The following is a 17,237-nucleotide window of genomic DNA, read 5'->3' as shown; positions in this document are numbered from 1 at the left end:
AGGAGCGACACCCGCGACATCACGATCGCGTGGCCGTCGAGCGCGAGCATCAGCCCCGCGAAGGAGGAGAGGAGGGTGGAGCGGAACAGGAGGCGGCCGGGGTCGGAGGCGGTCCTATCCTGGACGGAGGGACAGGCGCGGTGTGCGCTCCCCGGACATCGAGCCGAACGCGGAGATCCTGCCTATGAACGTGATCACGGGGAACGTCCTGGTCGTGGCCTTCGAGGGCTGGAACGACGCCGGGGACGCCGCCAGCGGCGCGCTGCGGCTGGTCAAGGACGCCGGGGAGTACGTGCCCCTCTTCGCCGTCGACGCCGAGCAGTACTACGACTTCCAGTACACCCGCCCCATGCTCTCGATCGGCGAGGACGGCCGTCGCAGTCTCGCCTGGCCCGGCACCCAGATCTTCGGCCCGGCCGACACCTCGGTCGACGCCGAGAGCGCGCTGTACCTCATGATCGGCACCGAGCCCTCGCGCAGCTGGAAGAGCTTCGCCGCCGAGGTCGTCGACGCCATGCTCGCGATCGACATCTCCGCCGTCGTCTTCCTCGGCGCGATGCTCGCCGACGTCCCGCACACCCGGCCGATCTCGATCTTCGCCTCGAGCGAGAACGCGGAGCTGCGCAGCTCGTTCGAGCTCGAGCGCTCCAGCTACGAGGGGCCGGTCGGCATCCTCAGCGTGATCGGCGAGGCCGCGCAGAAGGTCGGCATCCCCGCCGTCTCGATCTGGGCCTCCGTCCCGCACTACGTGCACAACGCGCCCTCGCCCAAGGCGATGCTGGCGCTGCTCGAGAAGCTCGAGGAGGTCGTCGGCCTGGCGATCCCCCGCGGCGACCTCGTCGAGGAGGCGGAGGAGTGGGAGCGCGGCATCGACGCCCTCGCCGCCGAGGACGAGGAGATGGCGGCGTACATCGCCCAGCTCGAGCAGGCGCGAGACACCGTCGACTCGCCCGAGGCGAGCGGCGAGGCGATCGCCCAGGAGTTCGAGCGCTACCTGCGCCGCCGCGGCGACGGCCGCTCGGGCGAGGAGCCCTGGCGGCCGTAGCCCCCGCCGGCGCTCGAGCGTCGGAGCCGGCGATCACAGGACCGGTCCCGACCGGTGACCCTCCGGCCTTCCTCAGAGGACCGGGCCCTGAGGGGGTCCGAGCCGGTCGGGCCTGAGGCCGGTCGGGCCTCAGGCCGGTCGGGCTCAGGCCGGACGGATCACGGACCGGACACGCCTCGAGCCGGACGGGCGTCAGGCCGGACGGACTCCGAGCAGGGCGTCGACCGCGTCGCGCAGGAGCGACGGGTCGTCCACGCCCTCGGTGAGTGCGGCGTCCACGACCGCGAGGGCGGCCGGAGTGTCGAGGTCGTCGGCCAGCACCTCGCGCAGCTGCGTCAGCACCTCGAGCGCCGAGCGCGGTCCGACGGCGGCGAGGGCCGACTCCCAGCGCGCCAGGCGCGCCTCGGCCGACGGCAGGTCCTCGGGCAGCCACTCCCAGTCGGAGCGGTAGTGGTGCGCGAGGAGTGCGAGGCGGATCGCTCGCGCGTCCGCTCCTTCGCTCCGCAGACGCGAGACCAGCACCAGGTTGCCGAGCGACTTGCTCATCTTCTCGCCCTGGTAGGCGACCATCCCGGCGTGCGCGTAGGCGCGGGCCAGAGGACGGCCGGACAGGGAGGCGGCGTGGCCGGCGCTGAACTCGTGGTGCGGGAAGACCAGGTCGCTCCCGCCGCCCTGCAGGGTGAACTCGGGTCCGAGCCGGTCGAGGGCGATCACCGAGCACTCGATGTGCCAGCCCGGACGACCGCGGCCGACCTCGGCGTCCCAGGCGGGCTCGCCGGCGCGCTCGGCGCGCCAGAGCAGCGGATCGAGGGGGTCGCGCTTGCCGGCGCGCTCCGGGTCGCCCCCACGCAGCGCCGAGAAGCGGGCCATCGACTCCGCGTCGAGCCGGCTCTCGCTGCCCAGGTGCCAGACGGCGCTCTCGGCCGCGGCGATGTCGTAGTAGAGGTCGCTCGCGCCGTCCTCCGCCGCGTCCGGAGCAGGGACGCGGTAGGCGACGCCGTCGCGCTCCAGACGGGCGACCGCCTCCGCGATGGGATCCACCGTCTCGGTGACGCCGACGTAGTGCTGCGGAGGCAGGACGCGCAGCGCGGCCATGTCGCCGCGGAACAGCTCGACCTGCTCCTCAGCCAGGTCTCGCCAGTCGACGCCGGTGGCCGTCGCCCGCTCGAGCAGCGGGTCGTCGACGTCGGTCACGTTCTGGGCGTACTCGACCGTGCAGCCCGCGTCGAGCCAGACGCGCTGGACCGTGTCGAAGGCGAGGTAGGTCGACGCGTGCCCGAGATGGGTGGCGTCGTAGGGCGTGATGCCGCAGACGTAGAGGCTCGCGACTCCGCTGGGCGCGTCGAGCTCGACGGGGCCGGCGGTCGCGGTGTCGTGCAGGCGCGGGGCGCTTCCCCGGCCGGGCAGGGCGGGGACGTCCGCGGCGGTCCAGGCGCGCATCTAGGCGGCGATCAGGCCGGTGGCGAGCGCGACCATCAGGACGACGCCGAGCACGATGCGGTACACGACGAACGGGCGGAAGCTGCGGCGGGAGATGTAGCTCATGAAGAACGCGATCACGACGAAGCCGACCACGAACGCGACGATGGTCGCCACCAGGGTCTCGAGCCCGCCGACCTGGACCTGGTTCGGGAGCACCACCGGGTCGCTGATGCTCTTGTACAGCTGGTAGAGGCCGCTGCCGAACACCGCGGGGATCGCGAGGAGGAAGGAGTAGCGCGCCGCCGCTTTGCGCTCGTAGCCGAGGAAGAGGCCGGCGGTGATGGTGCCTCCCGACCGGGAGACGCCGGGGATCAGGGCGAGCGCCTGCGCGCCTCCGAAGATCAGGCCGTCGCGGACGCCCAGATCGCGCAGGCGGCGCTTCTTCGCGCCGACCGCGTCGGCGATGCCGAGCAGGATGCCGAAGAGGATGAGGGTGGTGGCCACCACCCACAGGGAGCGGAGGGTCGTCTCGATCGCGTCCTGGAAGACGAGGCCGAGGACGATGATCGGGAGGCTGCCCAGGATGATCAGCCAGCCCATGCGGGCGTCCGGGTCCGAGCGCGGGATGCGGCCGACCAGGGAGCGGGACCAGTGCGACACGATCCGCACGATGTCGCGCCAGAAGTAGATGATGACGGCGGTCTCGGTGCCCAGCTGCGTGATCGCGGTGAACGCGGCTCCGGTGTCGCGGCCGCCGAGACCGGGCAGCAGCTCGCTGACGATCCGGAGGTGGGCGCTGGAGGAGATGGGGAGGAATTCGGTCAGACCCTGGACGAGTCCCAGGATCAGCGCGTCGAGCAGGCCCATGCGTCACTTTCGAGGAGGGCTGGGGCGTCGTCGGCCAGCAGTCGGTCGGGATCGGTCGGTGCTGACCCGGTCCGCGGCGCCGTCAGGAGCTCAGCAGGAGATCGGTCAGGACCTTCCTGCCAAACACTAGTGCGTCCAGTGGGACGCGCTCGTCGACCCCGTGGAACAGCGCCGGGAAGTCCAGGGACGACGGCAGCTGGAGCGGCGCGAACCCGTAGCCGGTGATGCCGAGCGTCGAGAGCGCCTTGTTGTCGGTGCCTCCGGAGAGCAGGTACGGCAGGACCTCGGCGCCCGGGTCGAACCGGCGGATCGAGGCGGCCATGCTCTCGACGAGGGGGCCGGCGAAGGGCACCTCGAGCCCGATGTCGCGGTGCTGGACGAGGATCTCGACATGCTCGCCCGCGAGGACCTTCAGGCGCTCGAGCACCGCGTCCTCCTCGCCGGGGAGGACGCGCACGTCGATGGTGGCCTCCGCCGTGCCCGGTATGACGTTGGCCTTGTAGCCGGCCGACAGCATCGACGGATTCGCGGTGGTGCGCAGCGTCGCGGCGATGAAGCGCGAGGCGGTGCCGGTGGCGAGTGCGAGCTCCTCCGGAGTGCTGCGCTGAGGGTCGTGGCCGAGCAGGCGGGCGACCTCGTCGAGCAGCTCGCGCGTGGTGTCGGTGAGGCGGGTGGGCCACTCCTCGCTGCCGATGCGGGCGATCGCCTGCGCCAGCCGGGTGACGGCGTTCTCGGAGTTGATCTGCGAGCCGTGCCCCGCCGTGCCGTGCGCGCGGAGGGTCAGCCACATCAGCGCCTTCTCGCCCGTCTGCACGAGGTAGGCGCGCTTGCCCGCCAGCTCGATCGAGTAGCCGCCGACCTCGCTGATCGCCTCGGTCGCTCCGGCGAAGAGCTCGGGCCGCTCACGGGCCAGGAATCCCGAGCCCCGCACGCCGCCCGCCTCCTCGTCGGCGAAGAAGGCGATGACGAGGTCGCGGGAGGGGCGCCTCCCCTCGCGGAGGATGTCGCCGAGCGAGGCGAGGATCATCGCGTCCATGTTCTTCATGTCGACCGCGCCGCGGCCCCAGAGCATGCCGTCCTTGATCTCGCCGCCGAACGGATCGACGCTCCAGTTGTCGGCGATGGCGGGCACCACGTCGAGGTGCCCGTGGACGACGAGGGCGCCGCGCTCGCGGTCCTCCCCCGCGACCCGCGCCACGACGCTCGTGCGTCCCGGGTCGGAGTCGATCAGCTCGGGCTCGAGGCCGAGGTCGCGCAGCTTCGCCGCGACGTACTCCGCGGCCGGGCGCTCCGGCTCCGCCTTCCCGTCGCCGTAGTTGCTGGTGTCGAAGCGGATGAGATCGCGCGCGATGAGCGCGGTCTCGTCGAGGGTGCTGTCGGCCACGGGCGCGCTGTCGATGCTGTCGGACATGCGGGCAACGGTACCGGCGCGGACTCGACGGCGCGCGGAGGCCGGGGGCCGGAGGGTGGCATGAGAGGCTCCGGAACCGTGCTAATGTCTTCTTCGGCCGCGGAAACGCAGGTCGAAGGAAACACTCGTCCGGGTGGCGGAAATGGCAGACGCGCTAGCTTGAGGTGCTAGTGCCCGTATAGGGCGTGGGGGTTCAAGTCCCCCCTCGGACACACTGATCGGAACCCCTCGTCTCTCTTCGGAGAGGCGGGGGGTTCCGTCGTTTCCGGTACCGTCCCCTCCTCGCGTCGGCGGGAGGGATGCGAGGGGCGGAGAACGACGGGCGCCCCGCCTCTCCTCGAGGAGACGGGGCGTTCCGGCCTCGGCCTCGGGCCTCGGGCCTCGGGCCTCGGGCCTCGGCGTCAGACTCTCACGGTCGCCCGCGACCAGCCGAGAGCCGGGGCGATCGACTCCGCGACGGTGCGCAGGAGCCGCGCGTTGTACTCGACGCCCAGCTGGTTGGGCACGGTGAGCAGCAGCGTGTCCGCCTCCTGCACGGCGACGTCGGCGGCCAGCTCGGCGGCCACGGCGTCCGGCTCGCCCGTGTAGCTGCGGCCGAAGCGGGCGCGGACGCCTTCGAGGGTGGCGACCTGGTCCTGCTCGCCGCGGCCGCCGAAGTACAGGCGGTCGAGATCGCTGGTGATCGGAAGGACGCTGCGCGAGACGGAGACACGCGGGGCGCGCTCCCAGCCCGCCTCGCTCCACGCGGCGCGGTAGTCGCGGATCTGGCGCGCCTGCAGCTCGTCGAAGGGCACGCCCTCCTCCTCCAGGAGCAGGGTCGACGACTGCAGGTTCATGCCCTGCTCGGCGGCCCAGCGAGCGGTCGCGAAGCTGCCCGCACCCCACCAGATCCGGTCCGCGAGCCCGGGCGAGTGCGGCTCGATCGAGAGCGGGAGCGATTGGCGCGTCATCGCCGGATCCGACTGCGCGACCGGCGCCCCGGCGAGCGCTTCCCGGAGGATCCGCACCTTCTCCCGGGCGAGGTCGGAGTCGGTCATCCCCTCAGGCGGAACGAAGCCGAACGCCTCGGACCCGCGCAGGGCCGTCTCGGGCGATCCCCGGCTGACGCCGAGCTCGAGCCGGCCGCCCGAGATCAGGTCGGCGGCAGCCGCCTCCTCCGCCATGTAGAGCGGGTTCTCGTAGCGCATGTCGATGACCCCGGTGCCGATCTCGATGCGGCGGGTGCGCGCGGCGATCGCCGCCAGCAGCGGGAACGGCGAGGCGAGCTGCGGCGCGAAGTGGTGCACGCGGACGTAGGCGCCGTCGATGCCGATCTCCTCCGCCGCCTCCGCGAGCTCGATCGTCTGGAGGAGGACGTCGCGGGCGGAGCGGGTCTGCGACCCGGGGACCGATTGGTAATGGCCGAAGGAGAGGAAGCCGATGCGCGAGACCATGCCTGCCTCAGCGCTCGGAGGTCCACCGCTATTCCCGGTGGTGCGCACGGTGGACGCCGAACCGCGACAGAGCTGCCGAGGAGTGCTCAATACTCGTATGGTGGTCGATGCCTGGTGGTCGGGCGGAGAGGGGGTCGTCGTGGAGACGACGGATGAACGCTTCGAGCCGTTTCTCACGGTCGGCGTCGAGACGATCAGCGGGTCGCAGGTGCCGGTTCGCGCTCTCGGACCGCAGCGGGATCGCACGCCCGAGCGCGGCTCCGCGTCAGTGCGCCTCGAAGTCGGCGGAGACCGACGCGGTGACCTCGATGTCCTCCGGCTTGAGGGCCAGCGGCTCCTCCGACGAGGAGAACGCCTTGGCGCGGCTCATCAGCGCCGAGCCGCCCTCGATGCGCGTGTGCGGGCGCAGGCCCGGCTCGAAGAGGGTCAGCACCCGTACCTCGGTCAGGCCGAGGGCTGCCGCGTAGGCCTCGGCCCGCTCGCGCGCGTCGCGTACGGCAGCGGTACGGACCTCGCGCTCGATGCCCGCCCGTCGCGCCGCCGTCACGTCCCAGTCGACCCCCGAGATCTGGATCCCCGGCACCTCCGAGATCGAGCCGACCCAGCGCCCGAGAGCCGCGAAGTCGCGGTACTTCACCCGGACCCCGGCGGCCGCGACGTGGAACAGCTGCGTGACGTCCGAGTCCTTGATGTACCGGCGGACCGAGGACACCGAGATCTGATCGGAGGACCACCAGGTGGCGGCGCCGGACGCCTGCTCGGCGGCCGCCTCCTCCCGGACCCGCGCATGCAGGGCGGTGACCTCGGCGAGCGCCTGGGGCCGGGACCGCGACTCGCGCCGGATCTCGAGGCGGACGGTGCCGCGCTCGGCGGGGTGGAAGTGCTGGGCGAGACCGGCGACGGTGATGGTGACCATGGTCCCATCGTGCCGTACGCACCCCGTCAGCTCCGAGCGGCGAGCATCGCTCGGATGCGCTCGGCGAGGGCCCGCTCCGTCGTCAGGTTGCTGACCAGCTGGGCGCGGTGGCCCCCACAGGCACCCGGAAGGGGTTCTCCGGTTCTCGGGTCGATCCGGCCCAGCAGCGCCCGCTCCCCCTGGGCGATCGACGCCTCGAGCAGGGCGAGCCGCCGCTCGAGCCGCTCGGTCTCGAAGCTCTCGGGCGTGATGTCGGACTCGCGGAAGTGGCCGGCTGTGGAAGTGGGGACGCTCATCGATGATCCGTTCCGTCGGGGCGCCCAGGAGCGGCGCCATCACCAGGAAGACACCGGAGAACGGAGATCATGACGCGAAGGCGCGAAATGAACTGATTCGTGGCGCGCCTCCGGCGGTCAGGAGCGGAAGACGGCCAGGTTCTCGTTCTCCACGATGGCGAGGGTGCGGACGAGCCGGGTGTAGCGCTCGACCAGCTCGCCCTCACCCGCTCCCTGACCCAGCAGGGCCGAGAAGCTCTCGGCGGGGAAGAGGGAGACGATCTCCATCGCGACGGCCCGCGCGTGCTCGGAGGAGAGAGTGCGCGCGTACTCCAGAGCGCGGGTCAGCTGCGGCCTCTCCTCGCCCCCGGGACTCTCCGACGGCGACGTCGTGGCGGCATGGCCGAGGACCGCCACGAAGACCCGGGCGATCTCGTCGACCCGGAGCGCGCGGACCAGGGTCAGCAGACGCGAGGAGACGCGGGAGACGCCGCGCGCCAGGAGCTCTCCACTGAGGGCGCGCACCTCGATCACGTCGCCGCCGCCGAACTCGCCGGAGACGCGCTTGATGCCCGAGGCGAACAGGCTCGAGCCCGCGCCGATGCTCCGCTCGGCTTCGAGGTTGATCTCGACGCGGCCGCGGCCGGTGGCCACTCCGGAGATCCAGCGCTGCTCCACGGGCGGATGCGCGTGCACGGCTCGGACGAGGGTGCCCGGACCCGGCCCACCCAGAGCGCCCAGGATGACCTCGGGGGTGCGCGCCCCGGCGATCCTGGTCGAGACTCCGTTGTGCGCGGCGAGCTCGGCGGCCCGCAGCTTGGAGCGGATGCCCCCTCGGCCGGTGCCGCCCTTCTGCACGCCGATGCGGCGCAGATCCGAGATGCCCAGCTCCTCGAGATGCACGCCCTCGGCGATGCTGCCGGCGAAGACGCCGGGGACGTCGGTGAGCAGCAGCAGAAGGTCCGCGCCGAGGAGCATCGCCAGTCCGCCGGCGACGCCGTCGTTGTCCGAGCCTGCGGAGTCGATGGTGTCGTTGCCGTTGACGACGGGCACGACTCCGGCGTCGAGGGCGTGGCGGATCGCCTCGGCGACGTGCGCCATCTGCCGGGGCGAGGCGAGGTCCGACTCGCCGATGAGGATCTGCGCGACCAGGGCGCCGGAGAGCTCGGCCACGGAGCGGTAGAAGCCCATCAGGACGGTCTGGCCCACCGCTGCCGCCAGGCGGGCGCTGATCGGCTCCTCCTGCGAGCGGGCGAAGAGCGCCCTGCCCGAGGACACGGCACCGGAGGAGACCAGCACGACGTCCCAGCCCATCGCGCGGGCGGCGAACGCGCTCTCGAGCGCGCCGGCCAGGAGAACGGGATCCGGACCCGACTGCTTGGTGACCGAGCTGGACCCCATCTTGACCACGAGGGTCCGCCTGCGCGGCGCGGCCGGGGCTGTGGCGTCGGAGTCGGCGGGGTCGGGCAGGGCGTCGGACATGGCTCCCATGGTAGAGGCGCGGGCGGAGGCCCCTGCCCCGCCGGGATCCGGCGGAGGACGTCGCCGGACGGTGATGTCGGGGGCGGATGCGAGACTGCCCGGGACGTCGGGAACCACCTCCACGGTGCCCCGTGCGGGCCGGTCGCGGAAGGGTCCGAACGGCTCGCCGGTGGATGTCGGTGGCGATTGACATACTCGAACACATGTTCGAACATGGGCAGATGAGCCCCCCTTCACCCCTCGTCTCCGCGGAGACGGCCGAGGCCGCAGAGCCCCTTCTGCGGCAGCTCGCGTCGGTGAAGGAGCTGCAGTCCCGCATCCGGGACATGCAGGCGACCACCCTCGAGACCAGGAGCCTCGCCACTCTGCCGGCCTTCTCCTCCGTGCTCCCGGGCGGCTCGCTCAAGCAGGGTGCGGCCTACTCGGTGGAGGGCTCGATGAGCCTGGCGATGGGGCTGCTCGCCGGCCCGTCCGCCGAGGGCTCGTGGTGCGGAGTGGTGGGTGTCCCGGAGTTCGGGGCCGAGGCCGCCGCCGGCATGGGGATCGACCTCGAGCGCCTGGTGCTCGTGCCCGCACCGGCCGAGCACTGGCTCACCGTCACCGCCGCTCTGGTCGATGTGCTGACCGTCGTGCTCACCCGTCCGCCCGCCTCCGTCTCCTCGGCGGACGTCTCGCGTCTGGGAGCACGACTGCGTCAGCGGGGTGCCGCTCTCGTGGTCCTCGGCGAGTGGCCCCAGGCCGAGGCGCGGCTCAGCGTCCGCAGCAGCCGCTGGGAGGGGCTCGGCGACGGCCACGGCTACCTGCGCTCCCGGGAGGCGATGGTCGATGTGGTCGGCCGGGCCGGCACCCGGGTGCGCACGGTGCGGATGAGCATGCCCGGCGTCGAGAGCGCCTTCGGTTCCCGGGTCGAGCACGGCCGCCTGCACGAGAGGGCGGTCTGAGATGGCGAGCGCACCCGAGCTGCGGCGGACGATCCTCGTCTGGTGCCCCGACTGGCCCCTCCTCGCGGCCGCCGCCGACGCCGGCCTCGGCGCCGAGCACCCCCTGGCCCTCACGGAGAAGAGCCTGGTCTTCGCCTCCTCCCCCGCTGCCCGGGCGGAGGGGGTCCGGCGGGGCATGCGCGTGCGCGAGGCGCAGTCCCGCTGCACGGGTCTCGCCGTCCTCCCGTACGACCCGGTGCTCGACCACCGGGCGTTCGAGCCGCTCATCCAGGCGCTCGAGGAGATCACTCCGGGCGTCCAGCTGATCCGGCCCGGCCTGTGCGCGATCCGTGCCCGCGGTCCCCGCCGCTACTACGGGAGCGAGCAGAGCGCGGCCGAGGCGATCCTGCAGCGTCTGGCCGAGCTGGGTCTGCCCGACGCCCGCATCGGGATCGCCGACGGGCTCTTCGCCTCCGAGCTCGCCGCGAAGCACTCCGGCCGCCCCGTCGCCGTCGTGCCCGCAGGAGCAGCGGCCGGCTTCCTCGCCCCGCTCCCGCTCGACGCGCTCGAGACCGAGTCCGTCGCGGCCCTTGCCCGCGTACCCCGCCGAGGGGACGACCTGGTGGCGCTCCTGCGCAAGCTCGGCGTCCGCACCCTCGGCGCCTTCGCCGCCCTGCCTCGGGAGGACGTCGCCGCCCGGTTCGGTCCGGAGGGCGCACACGCGCACCTCCTCGCCGCCGGAGCGGAGTCGGAGACGGTGGTGCCCCGGCTCCCGCCGGAGCGCCTCGACCGGGCGATGGAGTTCGAGCCCCCTCTGGACCGCATCGACCAGGCCGCCTTCGCCTTCCGCGTCCCCGCTGAGGAGTTCGTCGCCGGGCTCACCCGCGCACAGCTGGTCGCGACCGCGATTCGCATCGAGGTCGTCAGCGAGCGCGGTGAGGTCTCCTCCCGGAGCTGGCTGCACCCGAGATGGTTCACCCCGGGCGACGTGCTCGACCGGGTCCGCTGGCAGCTGCAGGGCAGCGGGGCGATCGACACCGGTCTCGGAGCGCCGATCTCGCGGCTGTGCGTCGAGCCCGAGGCGGTCGACGCGATCGGCAACCATGAACAGGGTCTCTGGGGCACCGCCCCGGAGGAGCGCGTCCACCACGGGCTGAGCCGCGTGCAGAGCATGCTCGGGCACGAGGCCGTGATGACCGCGTCGATCGGAGGGGGTCGGTCCCTCCGCGACCGCCAGCACCTGATCCCGTGGGGCGACCGGGAGCCGGGCGACGCCAGGCCGAGGACACTGCCCTGGCCCGGCTCCCTGCCGCCGCCCCTCCCGCCGACGGTCTTCGCGGAGCCCGCCGCCGTGCTGGTCCGCGGACCGAGGGGCGAACCCGTCTCGGTCGACGAGCGCGGCGCCCTCAGCTCCGTGCCCGCCTACTTCACCCCCGGGACGTCCCAGGCCCGCCTGGAGCCCCTCGCCGGATGGGCGGGTCCCTGGCCGATCGACGAGCGCTGGTGGGATCCGAGCACCGCCGTCCGCTACGACCGCTTCCAGGTGGTCGACGCCGGCGGTGTCGCCTGGCTGCTGCTCTGCCTCGACGGGGTCTGGGCCGCCGAGGCCCGCTACGACTGACCCGGAGAGTCCCTCCACCACCGCGAACGAGCACCGAAGGAGCCCCGATGGGCTGGAACAATCCGCCGATCCCCTGGTCGGAGTTCGAGCGCCGCCTCTCCAGCGGCAAGCGCGCCGACGGCACGGTCGTCCGCGGCGACGGCGGCGACAGCCCGGCCTGGTCGCACAAGCGCCCCGCCTACGTGGCCGGGGACGACGTCCGGCCGCCGGCTCATCCGGTGCCCTACGCCGAGCTGCACGCCCACTCCCACTTCAGCTTCCTCGACGGGGCGAGCAAGCCGGAGCAGCTGGTCGAGGAGGCCGTCCGGCTCGGCATCGACACTCTCGCGCTCACCGACCACGACGGCCTCTACGGCATCGTGAGGATGGCTGAGGCCGCGCAGGGGCACCCCGTCCGCACGGCCTTCGGAGCCGAGCTCTCGATCGGGCTCACCTCGCCTCAGAACGGGGTCGCCGATCCGGAGGGGACCCACCTGCTCGTCCTCGCCCGTCGCGAGGAGGGCTACCACCGCCTCGCCCGCGCGATCACCACCGCCCAGCTCGCCGGAGCCGAGAAGGGCAAGCCGAGCTACGACCTCGAGGAGCTCGCCCGCGCCGCCGACGGCCACTGGATCGTGCTGACGGGCTGCCGCAAGGGAGCGGTCCGTCACGCGCTCGCCGCTGCGGGAGAGGCCGCGGCCGAGCGGGAGGTCCGCGAGCTCGTCCGGCTCTTCGGTCCCGCCAATGTCCTCGTGGAGCTGTACGACCACGGGGACCCCCTCGCCTCGCGCGCCAACGACCAGCTGGCGGCGATCGCCGAGAAGCTCCGGCTGCGGACGGTCGCCACCGGGAACGTGCACTACGCCCGGCCGGAGGAGCGCCCCCTCCAGACGGCCCTCGCCGCGGTCAGAGCACGCCGGAGCCTCGACGAGATGGACGGCTGGCTCCCCGCTGCCGGCGGCGCCCACCTGCGCTCCGGCGCCGAGATGGCCGAGCGCTTCCGCCGCTACCCCGGCTCCGTGGAGAACACGGTGCGCGTCGCCGACGAGATCGCCTTCGAGCTCGGCCGAGTCCGGCCCCGGCTGCCGCGCCAGGAGGTCCCCGAGGGGCACACCACGATGAGCTGGCTGCGCGAGCTCGTGCGGGAGGCGGTACCGGCCAAGTACCCCCGCGCAGACGCCGACGTCCTCGCCCGCCTCGAGAAGGAGCTCGCGGTGATCGAGCAGAAGGACTTCCCGGGCTACTTCCTGATCGTCCACGACATCGTCCACTACGCCAAGCGGAACGGCATCCTCTGCCAGGGACGCGGCTCGGCCGCCAACTCGGCGGTCTGCTACGTCCTGGGCATCACGGCGGTCGACTCGATCTTCTACGACCTGCCGTTCGAGCGGTTCCTCTCGAGCATCCGCGACGAGGAGCCCGACATCGACGTCGACTTCGATTCGGAGCGTCGCGAGGAGGTGATCCAGTACGTCTACCGGAAGTACGGACGGCTGAACGCGGCCCAGGTCGCCAACGTCATCACCTACCGGCCCAAGTTCGCCGTGCGCGACATGGCCAAGGCCCTCGGATACAGCGCCGGGCAGCAGGACGGCTGGTCGAAGCAGGTCGAGCGGTGGGGGTCCGTCACCGAGAGCACCGACCACGACATCCCCGAGGACGTGGTCGCCCTGACCACGCGGGTGCTGGGCACGCCCCGGCACCTGGGCATCCACTCCGGGGGCATGGTGCTGACCGACCGGCCCGTGGGCGAGGTCTGCCCGATCGAGCCCGCGCGGATGGAGGACCGCACCGTCCTGCAGTGGGACAAGGACGACTGCGCCTGGATGGGGCTGGTCAAGTTCGACCTCCTCGGGCTCGGGATGCTGGCCGCCCTGCAGTACACGTTCGACCTCGTCGCCGAGCACGTCGGCGAGAAGTGGGACCTCTCCACCCTCCCCCGGGAGGAGAAGGGCGTCTACGACCAGCTCTGCCGCGCCGATTCGATAGGCGTGTTCCAGGTCGAGAGCCGCGCGCAGATGGGCACCCTCCCCCGGCTGCAGCCGCGCCGCTTCTACGATCTGGTGATCGAGGTCGCGCTCATCCGTCCCGGCCCCATCCAGGGCGGTGCGGTCCACCCCTACATCCGCCGCAAGCTCGGCGAGGAGCCGGTGACGTACCAGCACCCCCTCCTCGTGACGCCGCTCAAGCGCACCCTCGGCGTGCCGCTCTTCCAGGAGCAGCTCATGCAGGTGGCCGTGGCCGTCGGCGACTGCAACGCGGAGGACGCCGACCTGCTGCGCCGGGCGATGGGGTCCAAGCGCGGGACCGAGAAGATCGAGACCCTCCGCAAGCGGCTCTACCAGGGGATGGCCCGCAACGGCATCACCGGCGAGGTCGCGGACGACATCTACCTCCGGATCCAGGCGTTCGCGAACTTCGGCTTCGCCGAGAGCCATGCGATCAGCTTCGCCCTGCTGGTCTACGCGAGTGCCTGGCTCCGCCTGCACTACCCCGCCGCTTTCACCGCCGCGCTGCTGAGGGCGCAGCCCATGGGCTTCTACGCCCCGCACACCCTGGTCGCCGATGCGCGCCGTCACGGAGTGGAGGTCGTCTCGCCCGACGTCAACCGCTCCCTGGCGCCTCCCGGGCTCGAGGCGAGGGAGGACGCCCCCTCACGTCGGAGGGGCGGCGCCGCCTACGGGAGCGACGACTGCCTCCGCGCCGATCAGCCGCCCACGGGACTGTTCGACCGCACCGAGCACTTCCACACGGACGACCACCGGCGCGACAGCGGCTTCGTGATCCGGCTCGGACTGGCCGGGGTGAAGGGCATCGGCACCGCGCTCGCCGAGCACATCGTCGCCGAGCGCGAGCGCGGCGGACCCTATGCGAGCATGGCCGACCTCTCCCGGCGGGTCGGCACGACCGCGGCTCAGCTGGAGGCCCTCGGCGCCGCGGGCGCCTTCGACTCGCTCGGTCTGCAGCGACGGCAGGCGCTCTGGGAGGCCGGCACCGCCGCAGGCGACCGCGAGGAGTTCCTCGCCGGCTCGACGGTCTTCGTGCAGCCCCCGCTCCTGCCGATGCTCTCCCCTCAGGAGCGCGTGGTCTTCGACTTCTGGGCCACCGGCATCTCTCCCGACGACCATCCGCTGCGCCACCTCCGCGAGGGGCTCACCCGGCGCGGCGCCCGCTCCTCGGCCGATCTCCCCGGCGTCCCCTCGGGGACCCGTATCGAGGTCGGCGGGGTCGTGATCCACCGCCAACGTCCCTCCACAGCCGGTGGAGTGACCTTCCTCAACCTCGAGGACGAGCACGGGATCCTCAACGTGATCTGCTCCGTCGGAGTATGGAACCGCTACCGCCGTGTGGCCCGCGAGGCACCCGCCCTGCTGGTCAGGGGGATCCTCGAGCGCTCCGACGAGGGGGTGACGAACCTCCTCGCCGATCGGTTCGAGACCCTCACGGTCGGCGCTCGCACCACCTCCCGCAACTTCCGATGACCCCTCCGCGGCACCTCCCGCTCGCCCCACGAGAAAGCGACACCATGACCACTCTCGACCACGCCGCTCCCGCTCCGCACCTCGATGCGCCGCTCCTGAACGACCGCGAGCTGCGCGAGCGCGTCTCCTCGCTGATCGGGCCGGCCTACCGCCGGGCCCTATGGCCGATCTTCCTCGACCGCGACGGCGTGCAACTGCCGATCCTCTACCCGGTGGACGGGCTCCCCGTGCACCCCGACGAGGAGAAGACCGAGCGGATCGTCGCCACCCTCGCCAAAGCCGTGGCGCACCAGGACGTGGGCTCGCTCGCCTTCGCCCTGGAACGTCCCGGTCGCGCCTTCCTCGGCGAGACCGACCGGATCCTCGCCCGTCACCTGGCAGCGGCCTGCCACAAGCGGGCCATTCCCCTGCGGGCGCTCCTGCTCGTCCACGACGAGGGAGTGCGGGTCGTGACCGCGACGGAGTACGCCGCGGTCACTCCCTGAGCCCTCGGGCCGAGGCGGCCGATCAGGAGCTCGGGCGGCCGGCCACGAGCAGCCGGCCGCCGCGGAGATCAGGCGCTCAGCGTCACCAGCAGCGAGGAGGCTCCGAGATCCACCTCGGTGTCCCCCGGCCGGACCGCGTACTCCCCGACAGCGAGCAGCGTCTCCGCCACCTCCGGCAGTGCGATGCGCGCGGCGGCCTCGCCCACGTTGATCGCCACGGTCACGCGACCGCGGCCGAGAGTCAGCCAGCGGGCCTCCTCGTCGAACTCCACGCGGAGCGACCCGAAGCGCGGATCCGTCAGCTCGGGGTAGCGGCGGCGGATCGCCGCCAGCTCGCGGTACACCTCGAGGGTGCGGGCGTGACGCCCCTCCCCGACCTCGGACCAGTCGAGCCGCGAGCGCAGGAAGGTCTCCGGGTCCTGCGGATCGGGCACGACCTCCGGGTCCCAGCCCATCTTCGCGAACTCCTCGATGCGGCCCTTCGCCGTCGCCTCGCCCAGATCCTTCTCGGGGTGCGAGGTGAAGAACTGCCAGGGGGTCGACGCCGCCCACTCCTCGCCCATGAAGAGCATGGGAGTGAAGGGGCCCAGCAGCGTCAGGGCGGCGGCGATCGCGAGCCGCCCCTCGTCGAGGGACGCCGTCAGACGGTCGCCGACCGCCCGGTTGCCGATCTGGTCGTGGTTCTGGCTGCAGACCACCAGGCGCCAGGTCGGCATGTGCTCGGTGTCCACCGGACGGCCGTGGTGACGGCCGCGGAACGTCGAGAGGGTGCCGTCGTGGAAGAAGCCCCGGGTCAGCACCTTCGCGAGGGCGCCGAGCGGCGCGAAGTCCTCGTAGTAGCCCGTCGTCTCACCGGTCAGCGCGACGTGGACCGCGTGGTGGAAGTCGTCGCTCCACTGCGCGTCGAGCCCGTAGCCGTGCGCCTCCCGCGGAGTGATCAGCGTCGGGTCGTTGAGGTCGGACTCGGCGATCAGCGTCAGAGGGCGCCCGACGTGGGCCGACAGCACGGCCACCTCGCTCGCCATCTCCTCGAGCACGTGCACGGCCCGCTCGTCGGAGAGGGCGTGCACCGCGTCCAGGCGCAGGGCGTCGACGTGGTAGTCGCGCAGCCACATCAGAGCGTTGTCGATGATGTATCCGCGGACGGTGTCGGAGCCCTCGCCGTCCAGGTTGATCGAGCTGCCCCAGGTGTTGGCCTTCTCGTTCTTGAGGTAGGGGCCGAACTCCGGGAGGTAGTTGCCGCTCGGGCCGAGGTGGTTGTAGACGACGTCCTGGACCACGCCGAGTCCGGCCCGGTGGGCGGCGTCGACGAAGCGCTGGTACGCCTCGGGTCCGCCGTACGGCTCGTGCACGGCGTACCAGAGGACGCCGTCGTAGCCCCAGTTGTGCGTTCCGTTCACCGCGTTGACCGGCAGCAGCTCGATGAAGTCGACGCCGATCGAGCGCAGGTGCTCGAAGCGCTCCGCTGCCGCGTCCAGGGTGCCCTCGGGCGTGAACGTGCCGAGGTGCAGCTCGTAGATGACGGCACCGGCGAGCTCGCGCCCGGTCCAGGCGGAGTCGCCCCACTCGTGCGCCGAGGGGTCGAACGTCCGGGAGAGCTCGTGCACGCCCTTCGGCTGGCGGCGCGAGCGGGGGTCCGGCAGCGGACCGCTGCCGTCCACCCGGTACCCGTAGTCGACCTCGCCGGTGGCCGGGGCCGACGCGGGCGCCCGCCACCATCCGTCGTCTCCGTGGCGGGTCATCGTCAGCGACGAGTCGCCGCCGAGCAGGAGCTCGACCGTCGAGGCCTCGGGGGCCCAGACGTCGAACCGCTCGGGACCGGTCGTCGGGAGTGCGTAGCGGTAGGGGGTCGTGCTGATCACTGCTGTCTCCAGGAGGGGTCGGGTCGATCTGCGGTGC

The 17,237-nt window shown here is 72.4% G+C and carries 13 protein-coding genes and 1 tRNA gene; 6 read left to right on the top strand and 8 right to left on the bottom strand.

Translation table 11 applies throughout. The annotated features are described in order from the left end of the window. The first annotated feature begins 184 nt into the window (after positions 1–184). On the top strand, positions 185–1,045 hold the full coding sequence (locus C5C24_RS08270) for a proteasome assembly chaperone family protein (protein WP_104280685.1): 861 nt from the start codon (positions 185–187) through the stop codon (positions 1,043–1,045). 192 nt (positions 1,046–1,237) lie between these two features. On the opposite strand, the gene mshC is transcribed toward C5C24_RS08270, so the two are convergent. The 3 genes from mshC to C5C24_RS08255 all read right to left on the bottom strand — a co-directional run bounded on the left by mshC (position 1,238) and on the right by C5C24_RS08255 (position 4,745). Further along, positions 1,238–2,485 (bottom strand): cysteine--1-D-myo-inosityl 2-amino-2-deoxy-alpha-D-glucopyranoside ligase, encoded by a 1,248-nt coding sequence (gene mshC / locus C5C24_RS08265; RefSeq protein ID WP_104280600.1) that lies wholly within the window; start codon positions 2,483–2,485, stop codon positions 1,238–1,240. Next, on the bottom strand, positions 2,486–3,334 hold the full coding sequence (locus C5C24_RS08260) for an undecaprenyl-diphosphate phosphatase (RefSeq protein ID WP_104304734.1): 849 nt from the start codon (positions 3,332–3,334) through the stop codon (positions 2,486–2,488). It lies immediately after the preceding gene. 82 nt (positions 3,335–3,416) lie between these two features. Then, the gene (locus C5C24_RS08255) at positions 3,417–4,745 is read right to left on the bottom strand and encodes a M20/M25/M40 family metallo-hydrolase (protein ID WP_104280601.1); all 1,329 of its coding nucleotides are present in this window, start codon (positions 4,743–4,745) and stop codon (positions 3,417–3,419) included. A gap of 127 nt (positions 4,746–4,872) precedes the next feature. On the opposite strand from C5C24_RS08255, the gene C5C24_RS08250 reads away from it, so the two are divergent. Next, a tRNA-Leu gene (locus C5C24_RS08250) sits at positions 4,873–4,957 on the top strand. A gap of 189 nt (positions 4,958–5,146) precedes the next feature. Here C5C24_RS08250 and C5C24_RS08245 read toward each other — a convergent pair. The 4 genes from C5C24_RS08245 to proB form a co-directional block, all read right to left on the bottom strand. After that, complete coding sequence (locus C5C24_RS08245) at positions 5,147–6,178, bottom strand: LLM class flavin-dependent oxidoreductase (protein ID WP_104304733.1); 1,032 nt, start codon at positions 6,176–6,178, stop codon at positions 5,147–5,149. Positions 6,179–6,443: 265 nt separating this feature from the next. After that, on the bottom strand, positions 6,444–7,094 hold the full coding sequence (locus C5C24_RS08240; RefSeq protein ID WP_104304732.1) for an SIMPL domain-containing protein: 651 nt from the start codon (positions 7,092–7,094) through the stop codon (positions 6,444–6,446). 26 nt (positions 7,095–7,120) lie between these two features. After that, positions 7,121–7,390 (bottom strand): hypothetical protein, encoded by a 270-nt coding sequence (locus C5C24_RS08235; RefSeq protein WP_104304731.1) that lies wholly within the window; start codon positions 7,388–7,390, stop codon positions 7,121–7,123. 117 nt (positions 7,391–7,507) lie between these two features. Further along, positions 7,508–8,851 carry a glutamate 5-kinase gene (gene proB / locus C5C24_RS08230; protein ID WP_181109970.1) on the bottom strand — a complete coding sequence of 448 codons (1,344 nt, stop codon included), beginning with the start codon at positions 8,849–8,851 and terminating at the stop codon, positions 7,508–7,510. Between the two features lie 221 nt (positions 8,852–9,072). Between proB and C5C24_RS08225 the strand changes: the two genes are divergently transcribed. Genes C5C24_RS08225 through C5C24_RS08210 form a run of 4 tightly spaced genes read left to right on the top strand, consistent with a single transcriptional unit; the run spans position 9,073 to position 15,338 of the window. Beyond that, positions 9,073–9,792, top strand: a complete 720-nt coding sequence (locus C5C24_RS08225) for a hypothetical protein (protein WP_104304730.1) — start codon at positions 9,073–9,075, stop codon at positions 9,790–9,792. Position 9,793: 1 nt separating this feature from the next. Beyond that, on the top strand, positions 9,794–11,392 hold the full coding sequence (locus C5C24_RS08220) for a DNA polymerase Y family protein (RefSeq protein ID WP_104304729.1): 1,599 nt from the start codon (positions 9,794–9,796) through the stop codon (positions 11,390–11,392). Positions 11,393–11,439: 47 nt separating this feature from the next. After that, complete coding sequence (locus C5C24_RS08215) at positions 11,440–14,853, top strand: error-prone DNA polymerase (protein WP_104304728.1); 3,414 nt, start codon at positions 11,440–11,442, stop codon at positions 14,851–14,853. A 44-nt stretch (positions 14,854–14,897) separates the two neighbouring features. Continuing rightward, positions 14,898–15,338, top strand: a complete 441-nt coding sequence (locus C5C24_RS08210) for a hypothetical protein (RefSeq protein ID WP_104275627.1) — start codon at positions 14,898–14,900, stop codon at positions 15,336–15,338. Positions 15,339–15,406: 68 nt separating this feature from the next. Here C5C24_RS08210 and treZ read toward each other — a convergent pair whose 3' ends face one another. Further along, positions 15,407–17,200 (bottom strand): malto-oligosyltrehalose trehalohydrolase, encoded by a 1,794-nt coding sequence (treZ, locus tag C5C24_RS08205; protein ID WP_258065097.1) that lies wholly within the window; start codon positions 17,198–17,200, stop codon positions 15,407–15,409. Between the last annotated feature and the right edge of the window lie 37 nt (positions 17,201–17,237).

The organism is Rathayibacter sp. AY2B3, assembly GCF_002931755.1.
Classification (GTDB): domain Bacteria; phylum Actinomycetota; class Actinomycetes; order Actinomycetales; family Microbacteriaceae; genus Rathayibacter.
The sequence above is the reverse complement of the archived record's forward strand: the minus strand, read 5'-3'. Positions and strand labels throughout refer to the sequence as shown.